Source organism: Dehalobacter sp. MCB1, assembly GCF_003590275.1.
In the GTDB taxonomy this organism is placed as follows: domain Bacteria; phylum Bacillota; class Desulfitobacteriia; order Desulfitobacteriales; family Syntrophobotulaceae; genus Dehalobacter.
Window position 1 is genome coordinate 1 of sequence record NZ_LXPC01000016.1, and the last position, 22,478, is coordinate 22,478.

Annotated in this window: 23 protein-coding genes; 14 read left to right on the top strand and 9 right to left on the bottom strand. The window is 47.1% G+C overall.

What is annotated here, in order from left to right:
* Window positions 1–121: 121 nt before the first annotated feature.
* From A7K50_RS12290 to A7K50_RS12300, 3 genes are read right to left on the bottom strand one after another with little or no spacing between them, the layout of a single operon-like run.
* Entirely contained in the window at window positions 122–1,525 is a 1,404-nt protein-coding gene (locus tag A7K50_RS12290) for a pentapeptide repeat-containing protein (protein ID WP_147363124.1), read from the bottom strand.
* A 58-nt stretch (window positions 1,526–1,583) separates the two neighbouring features.
* Window positions 1,584–2,720, bottom strand: a complete 1,137-nt coding sequence (locus A7K50_RS12295; RefSeq protein ID WP_158582059.1) for a transglutaminase-like domain-containing protein — start codon at window positions 2,718–2,720, stop codon at window positions 1,584–1,586.
* A gap of 32 nt (window positions 2,721–2,752) precedes the next feature.
* Window positions 2,753–3,169 carry a hypothetical protein gene (locus tag A7K50_RS12300; RefSeq protein ID WP_158582060.1) on the bottom strand — a complete coding sequence of 139 codons (417 nt, stop codon included), beginning with the start codon at window positions 3,167–3,169 and terminating at the stop codon, window positions 2,753–2,755.
* 341 nt (window positions 3,170–3,510) lie between these two features.
* On the opposite strand from A7K50_RS12300, the gene A7K50_RS12305 reads away from it, so the two are divergent.
* Window positions 3,511–3,912 (top strand): hypothetical protein, encoded by a 402-nt coding sequence (locus A7K50_RS12305; protein ID WP_147363125.1) that lies wholly within the window; start codon window positions 3,511–3,513, stop codon window positions 3,910–3,912.
* A 13-nt stretch (window positions 3,913–3,925) separates the two neighbouring features.
* Here the strand turns inward: A7K50_RS12305 and A7K50_RS12310 are convergent, their stop codons facing one another.
* On the bottom strand, window positions 3,926–4,192 hold the full coding sequence (locus A7K50_RS12310) for a hypothetical protein (RefSeq protein WP_158582061.1): 267 nt from the start codon (window positions 4,190–4,192) through the stop codon (window positions 3,926–3,928).
* A gap of 229 nt (window positions 4,193–4,421) precedes the next feature.
* Between A7K50_RS12310 and A7K50_RS12315 the strand changes: the two genes are divergently transcribed.
* Complete coding sequence (locus A7K50_RS12315; protein WP_119776541.1) at window positions 4,422–4,664, top strand: hypothetical protein; 243 nt, start codon at window positions 4,422–4,424, stop codon at window positions 4,662–4,664.
* 915 nt (window positions 4,665–5,579) lie between these two features.
* Here the strand turns inward: A7K50_RS12315 and A7K50_RS12320 are convergent.
* Window positions 5,580–6,326 (bottom strand): hypothetical protein, encoded by a 747-nt coding sequence (locus tag A7K50_RS12320; protein WP_119776543.1) that lies wholly within the window; start codon window positions 6,324–6,326, stop codon window positions 5,580–5,582.
* 167 nt (window positions 6,327–6,493) lie between these two features.
* Here A7K50_RS12320 and A7K50_RS14080 point away from each other — a divergent pair, with 167 nt between their 5' ends.
* The 8 genes from A7K50_RS14080 to A7K50_RS12355 all read left to right on the top strand — a co-directional run bounded on the left by A7K50_RS14080 (window position 6,494) and on the right by A7K50_RS12355 (window position 16,163).
* Window positions 6,494–6,655, top strand: coding sequence for a hypothetical protein (locus tag A7K50_RS14080; RefSeq protein ID WP_158582062.1), 162 nt, complete (start codon window positions 6,494–6,496; stop codon window positions 6,653–6,655).
* 501 nt (window positions 6,656–7,156) lie between these two features.
* Window positions 7,157–8,815 carry a hypothetical protein gene (locus tag A7K50_RS12325; RefSeq protein WP_119776545.1) on the top strand — a complete coding sequence of 553 codons (1,659 nt, stop codon included), beginning with the start codon at window positions 7,157–7,159 and terminating at the stop codon, window positions 8,813–8,815.
* Window positions 8,816–8,892: 77 nt separating this feature from the next.
* On the top strand, window positions 8,893–9,309 hold the full coding sequence (locus tag A7K50_RS12330; protein ID WP_119776546.1) for a hypothetical protein: 417 nt from the start codon (window positions 8,893–8,895) through the stop codon (window positions 9,307–9,309).
* A gap of 195 nt (window positions 9,310–9,504) precedes the next feature.
* Window positions 9,505–10,071: a hypothetical protein gene (locus A7K50_RS12335; RefSeq protein WP_119776548.1), complete on the top strand. Its 567-nt coding sequence runs from the start codon at window positions 9,505–9,507 to the stop codon at window positions 10,069–10,071.
* Window positions 10,055–10,813, top strand: a complete 759-nt coding sequence (locus tag A7K50_RS12340) for a terminase family protein (RefSeq protein ID WP_119776550.1) — start codon at window positions 10,055–10,057, stop codon at window positions 10,811–10,813. Before A7K50_RS12335 ends, A7K50_RS12340 begins: the two co-directional genes overlap by 17 nt.
* Before the next feature lie 2 nt (window positions 10,814–10,815).
* Entirely contained in the window at window positions 10,816–11,457 is a 642-nt protein-coding gene (locus A7K50_RS12345) for a hypothetical protein (RefSeq protein WP_119776552.1), read from the top strand.
* Between the two features lie 19 nt (window positions 11,458–11,476).
* Window positions 11,477–11,659 carry a hypothetical protein gene (locus A7K50_RS12350; RefSeq protein WP_119776553.1) on the top strand — a complete coding sequence of 61 codons (183 nt, stop codon included), beginning with the start codon at window positions 11,477–11,479 and terminating at the stop codon, window positions 11,657–11,659.
* A 631-nt stretch (window positions 11,660–12,290) separates the two neighbouring features.
* Complete coding sequence (locus A7K50_RS12355) at window positions 12,291–16,163, top strand: phage tail tape measure protein (protein WP_243103747.1); 3,873 nt, start codon at window positions 12,291–12,293, stop codon at window positions 16,161–16,163.
* Between the two features lie 254 nt (window positions 16,164–16,417).
* Here the strand turns inward: A7K50_RS12355 and A7K50_RS12360 are convergent, their stop codons facing one another.
* Window positions 16,418–17,983, bottom strand: coding sequence for an IS1634 family transposase (locus A7K50_RS12360; protein ID WP_119776556.1), 1,566 nt, complete (start codon window positions 17,981–17,983; stop codon window positions 16,418–16,420).
* 102 nt (window positions 17,984–18,085) lie between these two features.
* Here A7K50_RS12360 and A7K50_RS12365 point away from each other — a divergent pair, with 102 nt between their 5' ends.
* A complete protein-coding gene (locus A7K50_RS12365; RefSeq protein WP_119776558.1) occupies window positions 18,086–18,604 on the top strand; it encodes a hypothetical protein in 519 nt (172 codons plus the stop codon).
* A gap of 262 nt (window positions 18,605–18,866) precedes the next feature.
* Here the strand turns inward: A7K50_RS12365 and A7K50_RS12370 are convergent, their stop codons facing one another.
* Genes A7K50_RS12370 through A7K50_RS12380 form a run of 3 tightly spaced genes read right to left on the bottom strand, consistent with a single transcriptional unit; the run spans window position 18,867 to window position 19,876 of the window.
* A complete protein-coding gene (locus A7K50_RS12370) occupies window positions 18,867–19,127 on the bottom strand; it encodes a hypothetical protein (protein ID WP_119776560.1) in 261 nt (86 codons plus the stop codon).
* A complete protein-coding gene (locus A7K50_RS12375) occupies window positions 19,128–19,610 on the bottom strand; it encodes a hypothetical protein (RefSeq protein ID WP_119776561.1) in 483 nt (160 codons plus the stop codon).
* Window positions 19,607–19,876, bottom strand: a complete 270-nt coding sequence (locus A7K50_RS12380) for a hypothetical protein (protein WP_119776563.1) — start codon at window positions 19,874–19,876, stop codon at window positions 19,607–19,609. The genes A7K50_RS12375 and A7K50_RS12380 overlap by 4 nt, the downstream gene beginning before the upstream one ends.
* Window positions 19,877–20,342: 466 nt before the next feature.
* Between A7K50_RS12380 and A7K50_RS14085 the strand changes: the two genes are divergently transcribed.
* From A7K50_RS14085 to A7K50_RS12395, 3 genes are all read left to right on the top strand, one after another.
* Window positions 20,343–20,519: a hypothetical protein gene (locus A7K50_RS14085; protein WP_158582063.1), complete on the top strand. Its 177-nt coding sequence runs from the start codon at window positions 20,343–20,345 to the stop codon at window positions 20,517–20,519.
* 118 nt (window positions 20,520–20,637) lie between these two features.
* Window positions 20,638–21,249: a hypothetical protein gene (locus A7K50_RS12390; protein ID WP_119776566.1), complete on the top strand. Its 612-nt coding sequence runs from the start codon at window positions 20,638–20,640 to the stop codon at window positions 21,247–21,249.
* 928 nt (window positions 21,250–22,177) lie between these two features.
* Window positions 22,178–22,435, top strand: a complete 258-nt coding sequence (locus A7K50_RS12395; RefSeq protein ID WP_119776568.1) for a hypothetical protein — start codon at window positions 22,178–22,180, stop codon at window positions 22,433–22,435.
* The last annotated feature ends 43 nt before the right edge of the window (window positions 22,436–22,478 follow it).

Here is a 22,478-nt window from a genome sequence, read left to right on the forward strand (position 1 = left end):
TTATAATAATATCATAAGCTCTGATTCTGATCGCGATAATCCAGATATTAACGTGCGTGTAACTCACACATTTTGGCGCAACCATATGACATTAGGAGGATGAGACCCCCTCACGTAATCATTATCTTACAATAGTCGATCCTATGGCGAGGAAGAATAAGATAAAGAAGAACGCACCAAAAGCCCTCTCTAATGTGAATACGCCATTCATTAGAGAGTTGGATAATGATATCTTAGGTGGATCTATGAAAAGCTTGGTGCCTGATAGGAAAATAGTTGCACTGAATATAAATGAACTTAGCAACAAATAGAGTTTATCCCATATACATCTATGGGGACGCTTATTCATCCCGATAATGCACCAAATAGCACCAAAGACTAGTATAGTACCTATTGACCAAGCGAGTGGGTAAAGCGGCCTCTTGCCAAAGCCATAAAACACCCATGCTCCAAGTTCTAGAATATAACCCAATGGATCAGCTAAAAAGTTTCGATGTAAAAATTGTTCTTTTCTGAACTTATAATAACAGTTATCAAAATCTAAAAGAAAACCTAGATTTCTAAAGTTTGTCGCCAATAGTTCATATGTCGTGGCACCACATTTAACATTATACACAAGATTACTATTATTTATGCTGTCCCAGCGGAGATACATTTTCTCATACTTTGCTAAGCTTAAATCAAGACTTTCAATTTGGGCACCTAAAAAGAAAGCATCTTGACTGAATTGTGCCGACCAGAAACTAGCAGTATTGTTGAACTTAGAACTCTCAAAGTTTGCGATGCAATTAAACTTAGCATCTCTGAATTCGGCACGTCCGTTAAATCTAGAGTCTAAGAAGTTTGTTTCTCCGTTAAACTCAACTCCACGGAAGAACGCAGCTTTATTGAACGTAGAGCCCCAGAAGAGAACACGGCTATAGAATTTTGAATTTTGGCAGTTTAATCTATCAAATTTCGACCAGGAAAAATCAGCTGGGCCATTGAACACAACGCGCACAAAATCAACCGATTCATTAAAACGTAGATAACTGAAATCCGCGGAGCCATTGAACCAAGATTGCGTAAAATCTATATTTTTATCGAACTTAGAGTATTTGAAACATGCGAATCCGATAAATGTAGAATTTCTGAAATCGGTTGTTTTATTGAACTCAGAGGCCCAAAAGAACGAAGGTCCATTGAACCGTGACCCCTGGAAATAGACGGACCCATTAAACCTGGTGGCATTAAAGTTAACAACCTTTCCAAATATCGCATTATTCATGTATACATTACCTTCAATTAAACAATTATTCAGCCTTATAGGAGAATTAATGATGATTGCTTTTTCCAATGGTCCCAAAACCTTAGTTTCATGTAATGCTCCTTCCAAAGTTGAGGGATTAAGCTGGCTTAGATCCAAATCTCCTGTTATCGTAACGTGATCGTATTCAACTGGCTGTCCATTATTAACCTTGGTTAAGATTTCACCAGCAGGAACTCTAAATGAAGTCGGATCTGAGCTGGCTAAATCAATCGACACTATTAGAATCAGCAACCACCCGATTATGTATCTGGACAATAATACGCCCCAAAAAAGACTAAGTATTTCCTCGATGTACTATAATTTCTTTTGATTTGAATTCGCTTACATTCGGGGGGAGCACACTGATTGATCCAGTACTCAGATTTTCTCGCGTGATAACGGCCATAACCTTAAAGCTCTTTCCATTATCAATATTACCAGGTCTTCCGAAGACCACATTTGAATTCCAGTTTCCATTTTGAGAAGTAACTGTGTCTTGGACCCACCAAGGGCCGCCCGATTCAATAGGCCAAATTAGCACATATGCCTTCAGACCAGTACGCCCCGCTCTCGATGTCCCCTCTAAATTAACGTTAGGAGGAACCGAACTCCCGTTCCTGAGATTGGTAATTTCAATAGGGTACGATAATATCACAGGCTCTGCACGGACTGGGATCCTTTCTGGCTTCTTGGTCATCCAAACCACAGAGTTATTATCTGCCCCACAAAAAGGCCCTCCTGCATAGCATTGATCCATCGAGTCTCTCTGCCAATCTAGGTTGAGCCATACATCATTTGTATTAGGATCTTTATTTACATGCAAAGATATATTTTTTCTGTAGAATTCACCTAACCATTTAACGACGGCATCTACTTGAGTTCCGTTGGTGCCTAAATAAACCTCTGCATATGCATGCCCTGAATTTTGATGGTATGCATGAACAATTCGTGTTGAATATCCTACTGCATCCATGAGGGAAGCCATCAATATAGCAAAATCATTGCAGTTCCCTCTACCAGAACCTCCATTACGAATACCGTCTTTTAGGATGTGACTTGCATACATATAGTAATCCGACTGGTGATCAACATACAACCAAGGACCAGTATAAGCATCACCATTTATCATATAATCATAAATCGCTACAATTTGCCCTGCGCTCTGGCCTCCTGGGTATTTAATTGCAATGTCCATAGCTAGACTTGCTATATCATCATTATTTGGTTCGACACGTAGGTCAAATATTTCGGCAAGTACAATATCAGTTATTGTTGTGCCGAGCGGTGGTAATTCTTCTGCTTGGACCCAAGACGTTCCATCATAGATGAAAGGGATATCAGTGGCGAACCCACCTTCGCATAAAAGAAATATACCAATCCCTAAAGATATGAGAAAAAGCATTATTTCTTTAGGCAAATAGCCATATTTCATATTAGGCACCAATCTTTTAAAGGAATGCTGCATTAGTTCCGTGTTACTTGAAGCTCCTTGGACTCAGCAACTCTTGCTGTTGGAAGGCTAAGCAGCGTTTCTCCTTTATTCAGCTCTTGTTTAGTTATAATTGCAATGATTTTAAAATTTTTCCCTTTATCTATGACACCCACCCTTCCGAAATAAGCCTGTGACTCCCAACTACCATCTGATTTGATATTAGTCTCCTGAACCCACCAAGGCCCATCAGCTTCAATTGGCCAAATTAGTACATATACATTCAACCCAGAGCCTTCTACGGCTGAAGAGATACCTTCAACCATTGACATTTGAGAAACGAGATCTCCATTCCCAGGCTTTATAACATCTACACCAACAGTTCCACTTACGCCATAACAAGATCCACAAATTAATCCAAAAACCAGCACACGCAGTATTATATCCCTCATGATTAACGAATATATAGCGTATATCTAAATAAGCCTTTGTATTATCGTACGATGTCAGTTTGACATTGTCACGCATTACTATGCGAGCTATCATCTCTCTTTTTCAGCCTTCTCTTCCAGACATACCGCCAAAGAACACTTTTATAAATACCATTTCGGGCCGATCAAGTCAGCTTGTGCAAAATTCCATAGTGTATGGATTGAGCACTTTGCCAGAAGAGGATTTAGGCCGATTTATGCCAGAACGGGAGGACTGGTGAGGCGGTGCGTGCAACTTGCGTCTTCGATCTAGTTCTATTACATTATCGAAAGCTTTCGATAATGTAATAGAACTAATTGCCATGCACAAAACAGAGGCGGGAGAGAAAGCAAAAGTCATGAGAAAAGAGGCCGGGGAGCTGGCCAGAGCTGCAAAGGCAGCGATGAAGGCGGCTAAGACCTTACCCGATGCAGGAGTGAAGGCCCGCGAGCTAGAAGGCCGGGCGGATGTGCTGAAGGCCGAATCTGAGGCCCTGAAGGGAGCGGCCAGGCTGGAAGACTTGCATCTCTGGCAAATGGAGAAGGTCAAGACCACAAAGAGAGGCAGCCGGACCTATCACTACTGGATGGCAAACTGGAGAGAAAGCGGGAAGGTTCGGAATGTCCATCTTGGAAGCTGTGAGAGGATGAGTCAAGCCGAGGCCCTGCAGAAGGCCAAGCGGATGAAGGCAGAGGCCCTGGGAATGGCAGACCTCTGTGAATAGCGAGGCCATCCAGCTATCTATTTTCCGCAAGCTGCCAGCGTCCGATGTTGTCCTTCACGCCTCCGACCTGATGCACCCTTAACCGCACCATTTCAGGAGTCAAATTCAATTCTTGGGCAATCTCTCTGGTTGTGCTCGGCTTTGCCAGGAGAATGCTGCAGATAAGTGAGCGCTCCTTTTCAATCGCAGCTCGTCTTTTTTCAGTCGCGGCACGCCTTCTTTTGTGGTCGTCTGCTGCACGCATCTCTTTGAGGACGGCCATGAGGGATCCACTTTTCATAGCCTCGATATTAAGTGGCACGCAATATAAATGAGGTGGGAGTTTTGCTAGAAGTCGCACCGGTTGCGCTGCAAAGCCGAGGAGCAAAAGTGATTTACCTTCACACGAACATATGCTATTCATCTCGGTGACCCTGAGATAACAAGGCAAGGCATAGCACGGCATGGGATAAGGGCAGGCAGCTTCGAGCTGCCCAAAACTTATCAAATTAATATAAGGTGGATATGCCTTGACAAAAAAAGTGATGAAGCTAATCGATCCCTACACCGGATTGATGGAATGTAAGGTTTGTGGCCAAAGGCATCTCTCGAGCATCAAGCCAGGAGGTGGGTATTATCGTGGCTCCTGGCAATGCACTAACGGCTGCCGGCTGGAAGAGATAGAACCCGTACTCGACGAAGAGTTCTTCGAACGAAGTAGGGAGTACTTCAAGAAAGCCTTTGAGATGATTAAGCGTGGCAATCGAATCTAGGTAATGGGTAAGACTTTTTTTTTGTTTTTATGAATCGGCTTTATGTATTCTACACTCGCGATTCTCTCCGTTCTAGCCAGTACAAAATGAGGCGGTGGGAGGGGGGCGATTGCCATCAGGTGGCCTGAATATGCCGCTATTATTATTCACGAATCTTTTAAAATCGATTTAAGGGCATGAATTCCGGCCATGATATACTCTTTTATACACTCGGCCTTGGGGCCGCCAAATTCTAGGCGGTGGCTTACCCTGGCCGTAAGATTTGCCGTCCCTCGCGTCTTCGTCGGGCTGATTATAGTTCTATTACATTATTTTCGTTTCCTTGTAAAATGTAATAGAACTATTTGCGTGCCGAACCAGCCAACAATAGTTACTTTAAGCTTCACTTCATAAATTTAAAAATTATTTCATCAAACATGTCCCCTCATGTTCAAATCACATATTCTTTCTACTGTTCTCTCAAGATCGCATAGCCCCTAACCACTATCAAGCGCCATCGTCCCGGAGATTTATTTTTATAAACATGCTTTCGGGGCCGTGAAGTCTGGGTGTGCGCTCCGAGAGAGGGCTATTCACGTAGTGTATGGAATGGGTGAGTTGGCAAAAGAGGGTTGGAGGGGATCACGGCGTATTGGGATAATTTTATGAAGTTCGGAGGGGAGTGAGTTCTTATAACTGAGTAAATATAAAATGTTTAAGGGCGGTTGCGGCTTTAATTGCTAATATAAAAATATTTGTGCGTCATATGATCTACAAACATTGATTAACATTGTTAACAGTATAAATATGGGTTTGGCGGCGGAGTTGCTGCAGGCCAGGTTAGGGTATGCCTTTGTATTGTAGCTGGCCTGGAATGTCCAGGGAGGTGGAAGCTAAGGATGTGAGAGGTGAGGAATAAAACGAGGAGCAAGTGTTTTATTGTGGGAGCTGCTCCTGCATTGATTTAAATTTTTGTAGCAATGCTTTACCTTCTTCGGTTCGCAAAGCTTCCTTAAGTATTTCAATGTCACTCTGATATTCGATATGCTTAAACCCGAGACCACCCAGAGTGCCCTGCAATTTTTGAAAATGGTACTGTTCCGGTGTCAATCGAGGAATGAAACGATCTTTTTCGGGAAGTATTACCGGTTCGTACCCATCTTTTTTTGCTTTTATTATAAGATCTTTAAGATATATTCTATCTAAATAGTTACAAATAGCGTGTTGGCGTGAGCTAACAAACTTCTCCAGACGCGATATATGTTTTTGTAAGGTTGAATGTCGGTTCGTATCAAGGTCGGTTGCTTCCCGATCAACCGAGAACCAACGCGGTGAACCGTCTTCTTTCGGATCAGCTAATAGGCTTTTAGCAGCAATTAACTTCCCCTCTGCATTCCTTTGAATAGGAATGAAATCAAGAGTGACTAGCGATAATTCTACCATCTCCAATAGTGCAAAAACGTCTTCATCTTTGACTTCATCTTTGAATAATTCAAAGATTTGCCTTTCAGGAAGCGTATTTAGGGCAAGATGAATGTCTTGAATCGAGCCAAGCCACCTTTTTATAGCCTTCCTTACATAAAAATCGTTTAGTCGCCTGTCTTTTAGGAGTTCTTCATCCGACTCATATTTAGGGCGATTAAAGAGCCGATCTCTTTGCTTCGGTGTTATTACGCTTGTCATGTGTAGTGCTTATATTAAATTTATATTTAACTATTTCGGGTGTATTACAATTGCATTTAGCACACACGCAAGGCTTAAATATTACGGCAATCATTAGATTATTGCAATATGATTTACATTGAAATCCAAAAATGTTAGAAAATAATGCAATTAATGGGGGGCACGACGTGCGAAAGCCACGACTGAAAGATACTTTGAGTTTCCGTGTATCGGAAAAAACCCGAGCAGCTATTGAATCGCTCGCCAGCAACGACGAACAGACGATCGGAGAGACGGCCCGCGAACTCCTGGCATTAGGAATCAAAGCGCGAGCTGGAGCCGACATATGAATATGGTGAATGGCCCGGTGTTTCCAGCACCGAGCGACACAAAACAAAAACTCCAGCCCATACAGGAGTGTTATGTTTTACGATGGCGTAATCACATTTAAGCCTTTGCATAAAAATAATCACTGTGCAAAGGGCTCGTTCTGGCCGTGTGGTTGCCCGGCTTGCCGGGCCAAGGATCGAAATCGCTGGGAGCGGAGGCGACAGAAGGAGCTGATCGATTGATCTCAAGCCCCGTATCAAGCGGCCGTGGAGCCGCCAATGCCAGCGAAAGCTATCTAAAATCAATTGCCTTCCCGACATGGCTCAGCCTATTCGGGCCTCGGCCAAATTTCCATATCAGCACTTGCCGCCAAGACACTGTCTGGCTCGACTGGGATCGGCACGGTCTAGCAAAGTTCTCGATTGATCGAGATGGCATGATAGCGAGCCTGCCCGCAAAGGTGGCAGTTCCCGAAAGAAAGCCCTGTTGGACTTCATCGCGACAATGGGAGAAGCAACACGATGGCCGGACGAGATATACTTCCCTCGAAGGCTGAGTTAAAAGCGCTTCTCCAGGACGATTTGAAAAACAACCCGGCCCTGAAAGAGGCTGCAGCTTACGCAGCAACAAAGAAGGATGCAGATACCATCATGGAGCGCGGCAACGTGCTCAAGTTCCTCACAAACCAAGCCCAAAAGAACCACATCGGTGACGAGGATGTCCTTAAACATCTCTTGGCTTCGATTGCCTGCACTAATTCTCTTACCTCTGCAGGTATCCAGCCGGAATTGAACGGGGAAAAGGGGCACGGCAAGACCGATGCTGTAAGGGCTGTATTTCATCTTGTTCCTGCAAAATGGAAACTGGCCGCCTCAGTCAGTGCTAAATCGCTTTATTATCATAAAGGCCTCTTGCCAGGCTCTATTGTATTCTCAGACGATGTTCAGTGGTCTGACGATCTCATCAGCACAGTAAAGCGATCTATGGGCAATTTTCAAGAACCTCAAACTCATTTTACCCTAGATGCTAACCGGAATCCTCTTCCACATATCATGCCTCCACGGCTGGTATGGTGGTTGTCATCTGTTGAATCTGTGTCAGACGATCAACTGAAAGATCGCCAATATTCCTTAGATATCGACGACGGCAAAGACCACAGTGCGAAGGTGAGTGATTACCTTCGGAAATCCCGATCTCAAAAGAGAGTTCGGTTTTCAGTTGACAGGGGGATAGAAATTGCCCGTGAGATCGTATCTCGGATCAAAGAGCATGAGCCTTTCCGGGTTGTCATCGATTGTGCTGAGTTCGCAGATTGGAAAGTCAAAGAGGATCACCGCACTCAAAATAAGTTCTGGGATTTGGTCGAGGCTTTTGCCATCATGCGATTCAAGCAGAGGTACATAGATGATGATGGATGGCTACACGCCTCAGTTGAGGATTTCAATGAGGCCAAGACCATCTTCATGAGGCGGAAGGCAAACCATAGGACAGGATTAACAAACGCCCAAACGAAGATTGTCCGATCGGTCATCGCTCTTCAAAATGAAGCGGATGGAGCCACACAGGCCAGGATAGCCGAAGATCTCGGGGTTAGTCAGCAGGCAGTTTCAAAAGGATTGAAGGCTATTGTAGCCAACACTCGATTCCTGGTCCATTCTCCAGGAGTACACGGAGAGGATTTTTACAAATCCACTGTGATTGGGCTCGAGGTTGTCTACGGAGAGGGCGATATAGTCACTCTTCCAGATGATTACAACGATCCACAACCGCCTTACAACCATCTTACAACCAATCATACAACCATTAAAAACGACAACACTAACTGCAATCAATCATCTATACAACCAAATAAGAAAGAATGCAGTAAGAGTTGTGGCTGTGAGGGCCAAGTTGTCTCTTCACCTTATCATTCCCTGGAAAATGGTTGTAAGGTTGTAAAGTCATCTTCTGATACCGATTCACCTAGTTGTAAAGAGGTTGTAAGCAAGGTTGTAGACAAAGTTGAGTCTACAATCCTGAGGTTCTTGCAGGCTGTCCCTACATTCGTGGGAGTAGATCTGCGTAAGTACGGACCCTTCGGACGAGAAGATGTAGGGACGGTTCCAAGTCTCAATGCAAAGGGCCTTGTTGCAAAAGGCGTTGCCGTGGCGGTCACGCCAGGGGTCCGGCCACTTAAATGATCGTATTTTAGACAATTTAGCGTATTCGAATATTGAATAATTTATCATCAATAGAATTAGGAGGAGAACGAAACGAAATGACAGACTCTAAAAATTGGATGACAGAAATGAACGATCTGATAGACGGCGACTTCGTGAAGTTCAATGATGGGGATGAGAAAGTTCTCAAAGTGGTCTCTAACCCCGTGGTTGGCCCAATCGAGTTCACCCAGAAGGACGGCAGCAAAAAGATAAACAACGGCCTGAAGATTGAGGTCTTGGTAGGAGATAACCCGGCAATTAAGCATTGGACTGTAACTTCTAAAGGCCTAATGACTCAGATCAAGGCACTTTGCAGAAAAGAAGGACTTGGTGAAAATCTTGCAGGTTCTACGTTGATGGTTGTCGCTAGCGGAACCGGCCTACAGAGAACTTACTTCTTGAAGCTACTGAAGAAGCCTGCAGCAGATAACGGCGTGGCCTGGCTGGAAGGACAGAAAGCAGGGGCTCAATAGGCCCCTCCGAATAATCATTTTTGAATATTCGGTTAATTATATGGTGACATTCAATGAAAAAAGGCAAGTCCAAGACCGGGCGAGCCCCACAGGACATCATGCGATCAACAGCCCGAAACGCCAGGCGCAAGGCCAAGCAACAGACGAAGAATTACAACAGGCAGCAATACGACGGCTCCAGAGGGCCAACAGACGATGCCTAGACCGTGCGGCCCGTGCGGAGACAAGCGGCGAAACGAACTTGACCGCCGTCTGCTGGAAATGGAGATCAGCGGCGAAACGTATCGCGGAATATCGCAGGATTTCGGTTATTCCGAAGATGCTTTACGCAGACATAAATTGAGGCATCTCATCATCGATCTCTCCGAAATCAAGCAGGCAAAGGAAGAGGCCCGCGTTGAAGCTCATGAAAAGGTCAAAGCCGAAGAGTTGGAGCAGACAAAGGCAGATGTCAAGGAATGCATGGCCACACGATTGGAGAACGCAGCTAATTTCTTCGATCAGCTCAAGGAAATACGAGCAAAGGCTGCCTCTTTGTTAGATCAGGCCGAGGGAGCTCGGGATCTCAGAGCGGCAGGGACTTTCTTGAAAGAGCTACGTGAGACCATCCGGCTTTGGGCTGAGTTGGAAGGCCAGCTTCCACAGACCCAAATTACAATTGTTAATAATCCCGAATGGGTAGAGCTGCGGGCTGTGATCCTCACGGCTTTAGACGATTTCCCCGAAGCAAAAAAGAGGGTAATTGATGCCATCCGCAAGTGACGACCTGACATATTCACTGGATCCAGTGCTTTGGGCGAAGGAGGTCCTCGGCTACCGTCCGGACCCCTGGCAGGAAAAGCTCCTGAGAAGCCGATCAAAGAAGATCATTCTCAACTGCTCAAGACAAAGCGGCAAATCCACAACATGCGCCGCTCTCGGCCTGCATGAATCGATCTATCGCCATCCCTCATTTGGGCTGGTGATCGCACCGACCCAAGATCAGTCCTCCGAGCTGATGTTAAAGTTCGATGAGTTCCGAGGAGCTGTTGAATTGCCATCAGCCTACATGAGCACCGACACCAAGCTTGCTGTCCGGTTCTCCAACGGCAATCGTTTTGTGGCCAGGCCGGGCTCGGAGAAGAGCGCTCGCTCCTTCTCGGCAGTGACTTTGCTTCTTGAAGACGAGGCCAGCAGAGTATTAGACGATTTGTATAATACTATCCGGCCCATGTTGGCCGTAAGCAATGGCCGACATATCTTGATGTCAACTCCTTTCGGCAAGCGAGGTCACTTCTTTAAGATTTGGAATGAGCAACGTGATCTATTTGAATGGTATGAAATTCCTGCCGAAATGTGCCCACGCATAACGAAAGATTTCTTGGAAGAAGAGAAGAGAACGAACCCCTGGTTTGAGCAGGAGTATCACTGCAAATTCTTGGAAACCATAGACGGTGTTTTTACCTTTGATCAGGTGTCTGGAGCGATGTCAAACGAAGTTGAACCTTTATTTGGAGTTGAATAACATTGCCTAAATTTTATATAGGCCTGGATTTGGGGCAGGCCAACGATTACACAGCCCTGGCCGTTCTGGAACGATTGGGGCCAGAAGGCGACAGGAAAGAGGCCATCTACCACGTCCGGCACTTGGAACGCGTTCGAGGTATCCCATATCCTGAGATTGTTGCTAAAGTGGCGGCTATGCTTGAATCTCCGGCCCTGAAAGGCAACACCTCCACTGTGATCGACATGACCGGCTGTGGCAGGCCTGTTTTTGATATGTTCAAAGAGGCCGGACTCAGCCCGATTGGTGTACAGATTCATGGCGGCGACCGATCCACGCAGGAAAACGACAACTGGCGCGTCCCAAAAAGAGATCTTGTTGCGGTGCTGCAGGTGCTCCTCCAAGCAAAGCGATTGAAAATCGCTTCAAGACTCGAGCTCGGAGCCATTTTGCAAGCTGAAATGCTAAATTTCAGGGTTAAAATTGACCCGGCGACGGCACATGATAGCTATTCTGCGTGGCGAGAAGCCGATCATGATGATTTGGTTTTATCGGTGGCTCTTGCCGCTTGGCATGGCGAACACCGGGAACCCGAGACAACAACCATCTCTATCGGCCCCGGCATAGGACCGAGGCCCTACGTCTCGCCGGTGATGGGGTACTGATGAAAAATAGGTGTTCTCCATGTCTGCCGATGATATGACTCTTCAGGCATACTCAAGCTTCGATGGCACCGGTATGATTTCTCTCATGGATGGCAAAGACTTCCAGAATGGCCTTTTCGACATGCCGACCTTAGACGAGCTGGTATTGCACGGCGAGGTTTTTCAACTATGGGGATTGAAACCCGGAAGGATACGAGTTTGAGCGGTCTGGAGACCGAAGACCACACCGCCCACATATTATTTTAAGCATAGATGCGATCTAATGCGGTCGCACTTTAGACAGTTTAACGTCTCTGCAACTCGATTTTATATTATCTATGTAGAATATATATTCAAAGAGGTATTCATAATGCAAAAGTTCTTGAAACGTTGGGCGTCTGGCCCAAAAACAAGCTCTGGGGGGGCTTAGCACGTCCTTTGCCGATGATATGTCCCTCAGGGGATCCTCGGAACTCGACAGCACGGGCATGGTTTCCGGCATTGACGAAATAGTCAACCATCTCGATAAGCTGGAAAAGGCTGGTGAGAGTGCCGGGTCCGCTCTCTCTTCGGGGCTATCGAATGGCACCAGCAAAAGCTCGGAGATCCTGGGAGGCTTGAAAGGCCAGCTCGCCTCAGAGGCAAGCAATTTCCAGTCTGCAGGCACGAAAATTGGTCAGAGCCTTGTGGGTGGGATGACATCCCAATTTGGTGCGGCTGGACAAGCCGCAGGACAACTCGCCACGGCACTGGGGCCTGTTGGAGTGGCTGCGATGGCTGCAGGGGCCGGTGTTATGGCAGTCGGCAGTGCGGTGTCGTCATCGGTAAACACGGCAGCAAACTTCCAGCAGTCCATGGCTAACGTGACGGCCATCATGGGCGGATCTGAAGCCGAGATGCAAGCCATGTCGGCTGCTGCCAGAGATGCGGGATCTACCACGCAGTACAGCGCCACCCAGGCAGCCGAGGCCCTTTCATACATGGCCGGAGCTGGATGGAACTCGACACAAGCGACCGCAGGCCTAAAGGATACTCTCACAATGGCCGCTGCGGGTGGAATGGATCTAGCTGCTGCCGGAGACCTGATGACCGGCACAATCTCACAATTCAGTCTGCAAGCCACTGATGCGGACCGGGTGTCAAATGTCCTCGCTGCTGGTGCCTCCGCTACCAATACCAGCATCCGCCAGTTAGGCGCGGGGATGAACGAGGTAGGCTCAACCGCGAATGCATTCGGCATGAATCTGGAAGAAACGACTGCTGCTCTCGGTGCTCTCTCCAATGCCAATATCAAGGGAGCTGAGGGAGGAACTGCTCTCAGGGGTATCTTGGCCGGCCTGGCTATGCAATCCGGACCCGCTGCGGCTGCCCTTAGCGAGTTGGGCCTCTCTGCTGCAGATGTGAGCCCCGAGACAAACGAGCTTTCAGACACAATGGAACTCCTGCAGGATCGAGGCATGACGGCAACTCAAGCCATTGCCATATTCGGGCGCGAAAATGTATCCGCTGCGACCTATCTGGCAGCGCATAGCTCGGAGCTGGACGGCCTGCAGACCTCCATCACAGGCACCAGCAAGGCTTCTGAAATGGCCGCTATCCAGACGAATACCTACCAAGGGGCTATGGGTGAGCTATCTTCGGCAGTGGAGGAGGCACAAATCTCGCTAGGCGACGCGCTCTTGCCATCTTTAACTTCCGGGGTGCAACTATTCACGGAGTTTGTCCAGGTTGGGACTGCTGCCGGCGAGGCTCTTTACGACTTCGCAGGCGATGTCAGCACGGCTCTCGATCCCGTAAAAGAAGCCTTCTCCTACACGCCTATGGGCTTTGTAGCTGGCGCAGTATCTGATACTGCGTCTAGCGTCTGGGGTGATCTGAAGGAATGGGCTGGGATCGGAGATGAGGCCGGATCGGCTGTGGCAGAAGGCGTGGCCGGAAATGAGGATCTAGCCACTGCGCCAGCCGATGCTATGATCAGCAACGCCGCGAAAACCGCAACAGAAGAGGCTGCTGACACTTTCGGCGACGACTACTTGAAGGCCATCAAAGACTCAAAGGTATCTAAGGAGCTGGCCACATACATAGCATCAGGCTTCTCGGACGGTGAAGCCCTGGCTGCCTACAACAACCAGAACTCTGCGGCTAATGATGAGTACGTGCGGAGCTTCGAATATCTGGGAAAGCAGATCACTCTCTCCCTACAGAAAGGCGGATCTGGCTGGTTTGATGCCTGGAAGGTGGGAGACACCCAGATGGGCTCCACTCAGCAGGGTGGAGAATTCTATGATCCTGTCGCTGCTTTTGAAATGCTTTTCGGCGTGCCTGCCCCAGAACAGTGCACCGCGGAATACTATGATCTGATTGGGGACTCTATCACAGCCCGAAAGATCGAGCTGAAGGAAGAGATGGCAAACGGCACTGAGTTCGACTATACCGGGATCTCTGCAATTTTTGGCGATCAATTCGTGTCTCGGCTGGAGAACGAAGGCGGCAGGATCGCAGCCACAGCGAGCGACGAAGTGCAGAACACATATCAGTCCCTCCTCGATGCATTAAAAGAGCCGACATGGGATAATCTGGATGAAGTTCTCAGCCAGATGGACTCACTCGTAGCTGATCACGAACTGGACCCCTCCGAAGGCGCATTATTGGCCGACAGATACAGAGAGACCTTAGTTGCCGGTATCACTGATATCGGCGAGTTCGCTAAGGATAAGGCAGCTTCGGCGGGCGACACGATCTCTAACGCATTCGAGGATCATTTCCTGAGCATCGATGAGAAAAGGGCAATTTCGGCATTGGACCCAATGCTTGATGCCATCAAGGCCGAGAGCCCCAAAGCATTCGGTGGGTCAGGCCTGGCAGGGATCGCTAAGTTCATCGAGATGGTTGAGTCCGGCGCTTCCAGCTCTGATTTAGAGGCATATTTCAGTTCATTGGGCACGAAAGCAGGAAACAGCTTCGCCGAGGCTTTGGGAATAGCTTTCGAAGAACCTGATTTTAATTGGTACCGCATATTCGATGAACAGTTGGCATCCACATTGGGTGATAGTAATCTGGTCTCGTTCCGCGAGAACATGGTACAGCCCGAAGTCATAGAACAGGCATCAAGAGCCTTAGAACTTTGGAATAAGGGTGTGCCGGAATTCCAGGATTACGCCGAAAAAATAATCAATTCATTCGAAGAGGTTGCCGAGGCTAACGAGTGGGTGTTCACAGATGAACAGCGGCGGGCCCTCACAGAATACAAGAATGAGCAGATTGGGGAGATCACCCTCCTGGAGATCATGGCCAATAAGACTGAAAAGTTGGCCAAAGAGACGAAGAAGTTCGCAGATGAGGAGGAGGACGCCTGCACCGAGTGCGGTAAGTTGCTATCCGCCTTTGGGGCCTGGCAGGAGTACACAGCAGCCCCATACATATTCCGAACCTCGTATATTGGGCCATCTTATGGTTCTGAAGGGGAGGCCTACACTGCCGGCAAATGGGCTGACGATATTCTGAGAGATGTAAACAATGGGCTGACTGCAATAGGTAGCCCAGAATATGACGTTGCCGTTCGTGTCAAGACCACACTGGCTGATGAAAGCAAAAATGCCTATGGAGATCCGCAAACCGCCAGGGGCCTTCTGAAGGACCTTTTGGGAGTAGATCCAGAGGGTGGCGAGAAGTACAACGTAGATTTCACGGTCAATGTGCAGACGAACACGGCCAAAATCAATCTTGAGGAGATTATAAGCCAGCTCGATGATATCAACCTCAAGGCCAACGAAGTCCCTCCGGTCGAGAGGACCATCACCTTCAAAGAAGCTTCGTCGGGCTCCACATTAGGGCTTGATGGATGGATCAACTCAAAGGAGGATGAAGCTGCTCAGAACCCCGTTACCGCTACACTGGCATTGGATACCGTGGCAGCCATGTCAGAGTTCGAAGCTTTCAGAGCAACTATTGAAGATGCAACGATCACCACGACCCTGAAGACTGAAGTCATCCAACCGATAACGGAAGAGTCCACTAAATACAAAACGATATCGTTTAAGACCGCCACGCCCGGATTAGGAACTCAAACAGGAGTGGGGGCTCAGGATTCATCATCCGGGATCCTTCAGAGCATCTTTCTTGGCCAGACTCAGAATACGAACCGCTTAGTTGCGGCACTAAATTCGAATGGGGCGAGCGACAGAACCCTGATAAGGACCAATACGAGCACAATATCGACTGCCGTCGCCAATGCATCCTCGACAATCACGAGTGCCGTAAATAACGGGGCGACTGCGATAGTTCAGGCCATCCAGGACATGAGCAATGGGTGCGGATCTGGCATCAATGTTGGCAGCATCGGGGGATCATCATCTTCTGAAAGCTATTTCAGTACGACTGTGGCCGGGTCGAGCAGCTTTTCCGGGTACAGCTCACTAAGCTATGCGGGGTTTTCCGAGGGTGGGTATGCTGATCGGCCAACTTTCGCTATGGTTGGCGACTCCCCTGGCGGGGAGTACATGGTGCCTGCCGAGAAGCTGGATAACTTCTTGATGGGCATGTCTCAGAGCAATGCCAGCGTCGGCCTGTCGCTTGATTCATCCACTCTTCAGGAACAGCTACAGCAAGCAGTCAGGTCTATCTCGGTCCCGGCCATCCCCGTGCCGGTGAAGCTGAGCTTCGACTCCGAGGCCATCAAGTCCCAACTCACCAGCATCCTGTATGACATATTTGCGGAGATGCGGTAACGACTCTTTCCGGCCATTCCGGCCTGCAGGGGGTAGATAAGGGCGGCAAAATTGCGTTTTGGACTGGCGCGCGTTCCTGCGCGCCTACTTTTTACACATATCGTTTATCCTATGCTCGATTCGTTTGCTATGGTGGTGGTTGTCAATTGCATTGCTAAATCATTGTCAACTCGGTGGGAAGTGGATCAAAATGTTTTTCGTTAGATCTGCAATCTTAAACAAAGATAAGGAAGGATTTGATGAGGATATTGATCCTAAACTCCGGCCCTTTTAATAACCAGGTTTGCCTCCACAGGAACTCCAATATTCATCTTCTCAAGAATCGTTCTCTGTTTTTTTGAGATCTCAGTTAGCTTCCATTTGCCACCGACTTTAACCGCCCTGAGCTTTGCCAATTCCATGAGAATCTCTTCGATGGATTTTTTATCTAGCAGCTCCGCGTCTCTTGCCCTTCTGAGTAATATCGCTCTCAGGATCAAAGATATGAAGAAGATAAACAACAATCCCTGAAGTGTTTCAATTTTCTGTACTCTCAGAGGCATAGCCTCAAGCTCATTCTTCAGGTCATCAAACTTCTTCTCAACTTCATCTCTTTCCCGATAGAGAGATAGCACCTCATCCCATCTCCGTTTGATGGATGAAAGAAGAATTGTTTTGCCAAATCGGTTTGCAGCCTGTGATATAGCATTGATCCTTCTGCGAAGGTGAATCGTTTTTCCATCCACGATGCACTCCAAGTATCTTTCAAAACCTCCTGCGGTTCGCTTGAATTCCCCGATCGGATTTTTAAACTCCTTTCCATTAAGAGCGGATTCGATATCTATCAGTCTGTTGTAGAACGAATTCGTCTCTAAACCTTCCCGTTTCTTATTGAATAGGACGTATCCATAGGCATTGACTTCACTAATCTGGACCTCGCTTTCTAAGACGTAGAATATGTCTCCGCCGAACCTTTTTGCATTGGCCGGATTTTCTATATCCTTGTTCGTATCGCTGATTAAACCCTTGCCGATATTGACGCTAAACGGAAGCGGAAGAATGAAATCGATATTTTCGGCCGTCATTTCTTTAATATTGCTCTCGCTGTAGAATCCTCGATCCAGAATGAAGAGACTCTTTGCAATGCCAAATGCTTTGATCTCAGCCACAAGGTTCTTCAGAGTCACAACATCGCTGATGCTTCCTGGAAACAACTTGAAGTAAAGTGGTAAGTGATTGTTAAGTGAAAGCACCAATCCCAGGTTGACTTGAGGCAAATCCAAGCCATCGCGATTGTATCCCCATTCCAGCCAATCGATATTTCGCGAGGCTGAGGAGAGTGATGTGATATCGAATATTAGCGTCTCATCTTCGCCAGCTATCAATGAGTTATAGAATGCAGTCATAGCGGATTCTTTAGTGGATAATCGCTCCAGGAAACTTGAGAGCCACTGAGAGCTGAATGTCTCTTTTAGAGAGTACATCTCCGGCAGAAAAGAGTCCTCGATAATATGGTGAAGGTTCTTGAGAGAGGTTTGATGAAGCAACCGACTCATCGCAACAGCAAGAACCAAATCCCCATCCTTGCCAAACGCTTCTGAGAGCTTCTTTCTGAGCAGGATTTCATTGCCCACAGAATCAAGAAGATAAGCAGGGCCTAATGATTTCGTAGTCTTGACATCACGTTCTGCGACCTTTGGAATGAGCTTTCCTGAAGTCTCATCCCATACGCCAAGATAATTGCGTTTTTGCCTGGATTGCTTCTTCTCAGGGTCCCAAAAATTTTCGGCTTCGTAAACGTATGTGTGCCCGCGAATCTTCTGTTTGACAATATACGTCATAGCTAAGAGTAATAACCATAATAGTATATAAATCCTTCGGTATGTTCGCGGGCAGAAGAGTTCAGTACAAAAAATGGTTACTGCAAAGGCCGGAGTTTAGGATTGATTCCGTTATTTGTTGTATTTTCTTCCATTCAAGCGATAGCATATGCTGTTCCTTATAGCGCAACAATTGGTCCATACATAGTGTCTTTTGATATGGGGTTCAGTGATTATTACATCACTGGGGAGCCCTGGGAAATGTCGGAGACATTAAGTGGGACCGAAAAATACGAATTCGGTTCCATCAATGTATATAAAAATCGCAATCATGAAGGCGGTATTGCTATTATTACCATTAAGCATAACGATGAAGACCAGAGTTATTTAAGTCCGTCAGAGTCAGCGGAAATTTTAAAAGATTCCTATGATACCGCCACTACCAGAACGATAGACAGTGCTCTAGGATTTATCGCCTCTCAAGAATTAAATAACAAGATTACAATATATATGTCACATTATCAGCCAACTTTTGATCCCAAGCGCCTAAATGTATCTATACTCTCAAATTATCCATGGGACAGCGGCACTCTGCAGCTTCTCAAGACCATCCACATCGAAAAGCCCAACGCTGCATCCTAGAAGGGATCGCCAGGCAGGCGGCAGAAGTCGCAGAATACTTGATGGGTACTTGACGGCCATTTGATGGGGTGACCATTGCAAGAAAATGGCCGGAGGACACGTATGTCCTCAAGCACATCCTTGTAACCCTGCCTGAGACTCAGAGGCTATTGCAGGAGTGTAGTGTCACATTGCTAGGTATGAAATGCCATGATGTTGCACTACGAAATCATCTCGCTCGGCAGATCCATTGCGAAAAAAAATTTAACGGGCGGGATCGCTGCTATTGTGGTTGCACCCCGCGCGTCATCCTAACAAACCAATGGTCAAAATATCTTGCCACGGCGATTCTTTTGCCGACCAGGCCGGCGAGCTTCGGCTTGATACTGTCGGACGCGAGGACTCGCCGGTCATCGAGCGTGACGCTTATGAGTCCAGACCCAACGGCCTTGACCCCTCCGAGGACACCCAACTCTTCCGAGAAGTCCCTTACCATTTTTAGAGGTGTGTTGCTGACGTTGACGTTATGCTTTTTGGATACCATTTAAATTACCTCCTGCGCGACAATTGCATGAAGTGGAGCGGCCATTTCAAGATGCGTGCATGTGGGTTGAATAACATCGTCGAGCGCATCACTGATAAACTTACTTGAGTTTCTCATCAATCCCCAGAAGGTCATAAAATCCGGCCCTCCGTTGTTTTTTATAAGGGAAAAAGCCGACAGCCTATCTATGCAGTAATCTATCTTCTCCTCGCCGGTATTTTTATTCAGTTTGGTGTACTCTCGGACCCAGGCGTTAAAACTGATTCGATCCCCCTTCCGAGGGTTGAACCTCGCGATGCTCTTCCCCACATAAGCCCAAATGTGATCTACCGGCACGGCAAATGATCCTGCATATAGAAGCACGTCTCGTAGGCAAATGGTCGGCTCGTCTCCTCGATAGGGAACCTTTCGCAGGCCGAAAGCGTCCACCGTAGCTGAAAATGGGTACTTGCAGCCTAGGAAAGGCTGGAGCTGAGACCTCATACCTCGGCCTCCAGGCGCCTGGACCTGCGACGAAGGCGCCTCGTCAGATTAGCATCGCTCCTCGCGCGGCTGGCCTCTCTCTGGATTATCCGGCGAATCTGGCGAAGTGTCCCGGCCTCAGCTTTCCGGGCCTCCTCGGTGGTCTTCATGCGGTAAAGCGCGTTGTTGATGGTCTGAGACATGCCCTGGCCGGTCGCCTTGGAGAGCTCTCTCAAATAGTCTCGCAAATCCGGGTCGATCCGGATGTGTGCATCTTCCCGGCCCATCTATGCCACCACCTTGAGATCATCCTCAACCGGCCCGTTGCGGCCGCCTGGCCATGTCGCGACAGGCTTTAAAGAGGCGTTAGCAGAGACCGGCTTTGTGGCCTCTGCTTGCGGGAAGTGCTTCCTCTGATGCTTGCATGGGCCGCTGCGATAGGTCGCACTCGGACAGGAGCACGCACGCGCCGTGCAAGTGTAGTATGCATCCTTCTTATTCGACAGAACCAGCACCATGCGGCCATTATCTAGGGTCACATCGGTTGGCATTGGATCGCTTGCTCTTCCTACGAAAGCTAACAGGGTCATAACAGCGTCGCAGCTTTGCGTTACCGGGCCGGATCGGACCTTATCTAAGAGATTTCCAGACAATTCACTCACCTTGGTTAGTAACTAAGTTACCAAGGATAAATAACTTTTGGTTACATGGTTAGCAAACCGTTAAATATAGCGAATGCAATATACACGAAGCATGATTGAGGCAGTAGATGAAAAGGGAGAAAAACGCGAAGTCATCCGAACATTATATAAAAAAGTAGACAAGCTTGGACGTGTAAGCTTGGGCATGGATCTAGCCGGCAACGAAGTCCTAATCATCGTTGCGCGGCCCAAAATGCCGCAAGACAAATTGGATTATCTAAAAGCTTGACCGCCAACACCTTTATACTGCCTTAATGATAACCGTCTGATAAAATAAAGAAAATGTAAGTTCCGGCCTGGGTGCTACCAACACCCGGCCAGGATTCCCGAGAAGGGGATGTTTGCGTATGTCTAAACTAGCCACAGCAAGCATAAATAGCTTTGCGTCCACGGAGACGCGAACCGATTTTGTACCGCCTTCAGAAGAAGCCGCATTTATCCTGAGTGCATCTCAGCTCTCGGCCCTCATCTCTCAGGCAGTCGAAAAGGCCATCCAGCCGCTTGTGGATCGCATTGAGGCCCTAGAGGCCACAGTAGCCCAACAGAATGAAAAGATCACGGCCTCCGAGAAATGGCAAAACACGTTAGCCGACAACCAGGGTATCCAGCTCCAGCTCATCAACACCCTTCGCAGAGATGCCCCCACAAAGGCACCAGCTTCACACGAGACAAAGCCCACAAAGAAGACATCGGACCACATCGATGAGATCGCCCTCATCCTCGCGAATCGCGAAAAGGGATTGGTGCAATCCGCCGCGCCTAAGCATTATCTGACAAAATTGAGAAAAGAAGGCATGAAGTTCTCAGACCTCGCGGCCATCATGAACTTGACCGTGGACAGAATAAGGCAGCTCTCCAGGATAGCCGCAACTGACCAGCGATTTAACGTCACTTGGCATCCCCGGAAAAAGAACGCCAAGATAATCAAGCTGCGGAGATGGGATGCACCGGGACTTTAGACTGTCTAACCCTAAATTTAGGGTTTAGGGCAAAAGAAAGAACAGTAGGCTTTACAATAATCTCATAAAATCTATAAAAGAACGAAGATCTAAGATGCTTAGATTCTTCTTGTCTGTTCTAGCTTGCGATAGAGATAGAATAAAGAGTAATGTATATAAATAAATATTTGTAGAATAAAATAATTCTCGTAAAATCCGAGTTTTTCTTGAGCTATATAAAGAGAGGTCGGAAAGCCTAAATCCTAAATTTAGGATTATCTTTTAAAAATATTTTATAGATAAACAAATATTAGCACAATATCGTATCTGTATATCGAATCTTGTTAAGAAACTTTTATATGTATCTAAGATACATACTTGAAGTCATTAATCATAGATCGGGGCGAAGGGAGGCCATCTCTCCTACCAGGCTTTGTCCTTCACCCTATTCGTTTCAATGTCTCCTCGGTTGTCTTTGTGGGATTGGTAGTGCAACATCATAGTGAATGTTGCACTTCTGGTGCATGGCATTCTCCCAGACAATACTGCTCGTCGTGGCATTGCCACTTGGCTTAAAGTTAGATATCGGCCTTTGGGGGGTAGTGTGATGTATAGTCGAGATACACATTGCTTCTATTGATTGTGATTTTTCGATAATTTAAATCTGTCTAAATTGAGGTTCGTTTTAAAGTTAAACTAAATTTTAAGTCAAATCTGCTTAGCTGCTTTAAATACTAACTTTAACTCTTAAAGCTGTACTTCGAGTTTTAAAGCTCTAATTTCGATTTTTAAAGTTAGAGCTTTAATCCTTCGGCTGCTATTTTTAAATCGTACTAAGAAACTTTTATATGCGTTTTACTGATATTTTTTTCTGCTAAGCAACTGTATGTCTTTCATGGCAGGGGTCTTCAGGCCACAGAAGGAGGCATTGAATCAAAAGACCATGTAGATGGAAGCCGCCAGGGAGATCCTGGCGAAAGTCTTTGGGGTAAGGCTGTCGGAGGTGGATGAGATGATCTGGATACGGCTTGAGGCAGAGGACGAGGCCCCTGAAGACGGGGGTTATGGCCTCAAGAGTTCTGGGTGGAAGGCTGATGTTGGATCCCGTACAGGCCGTTTGCGCCTTATCCACAACGCGCAAAACGGCCATGATTTCAGAAGCATAATAAAATATCTTTCAGAGAAAGATCGTGGCCTTATATGTTAAAATAGCAATAAATTATAAAATATGTGTTTCTAGAACCACGCTG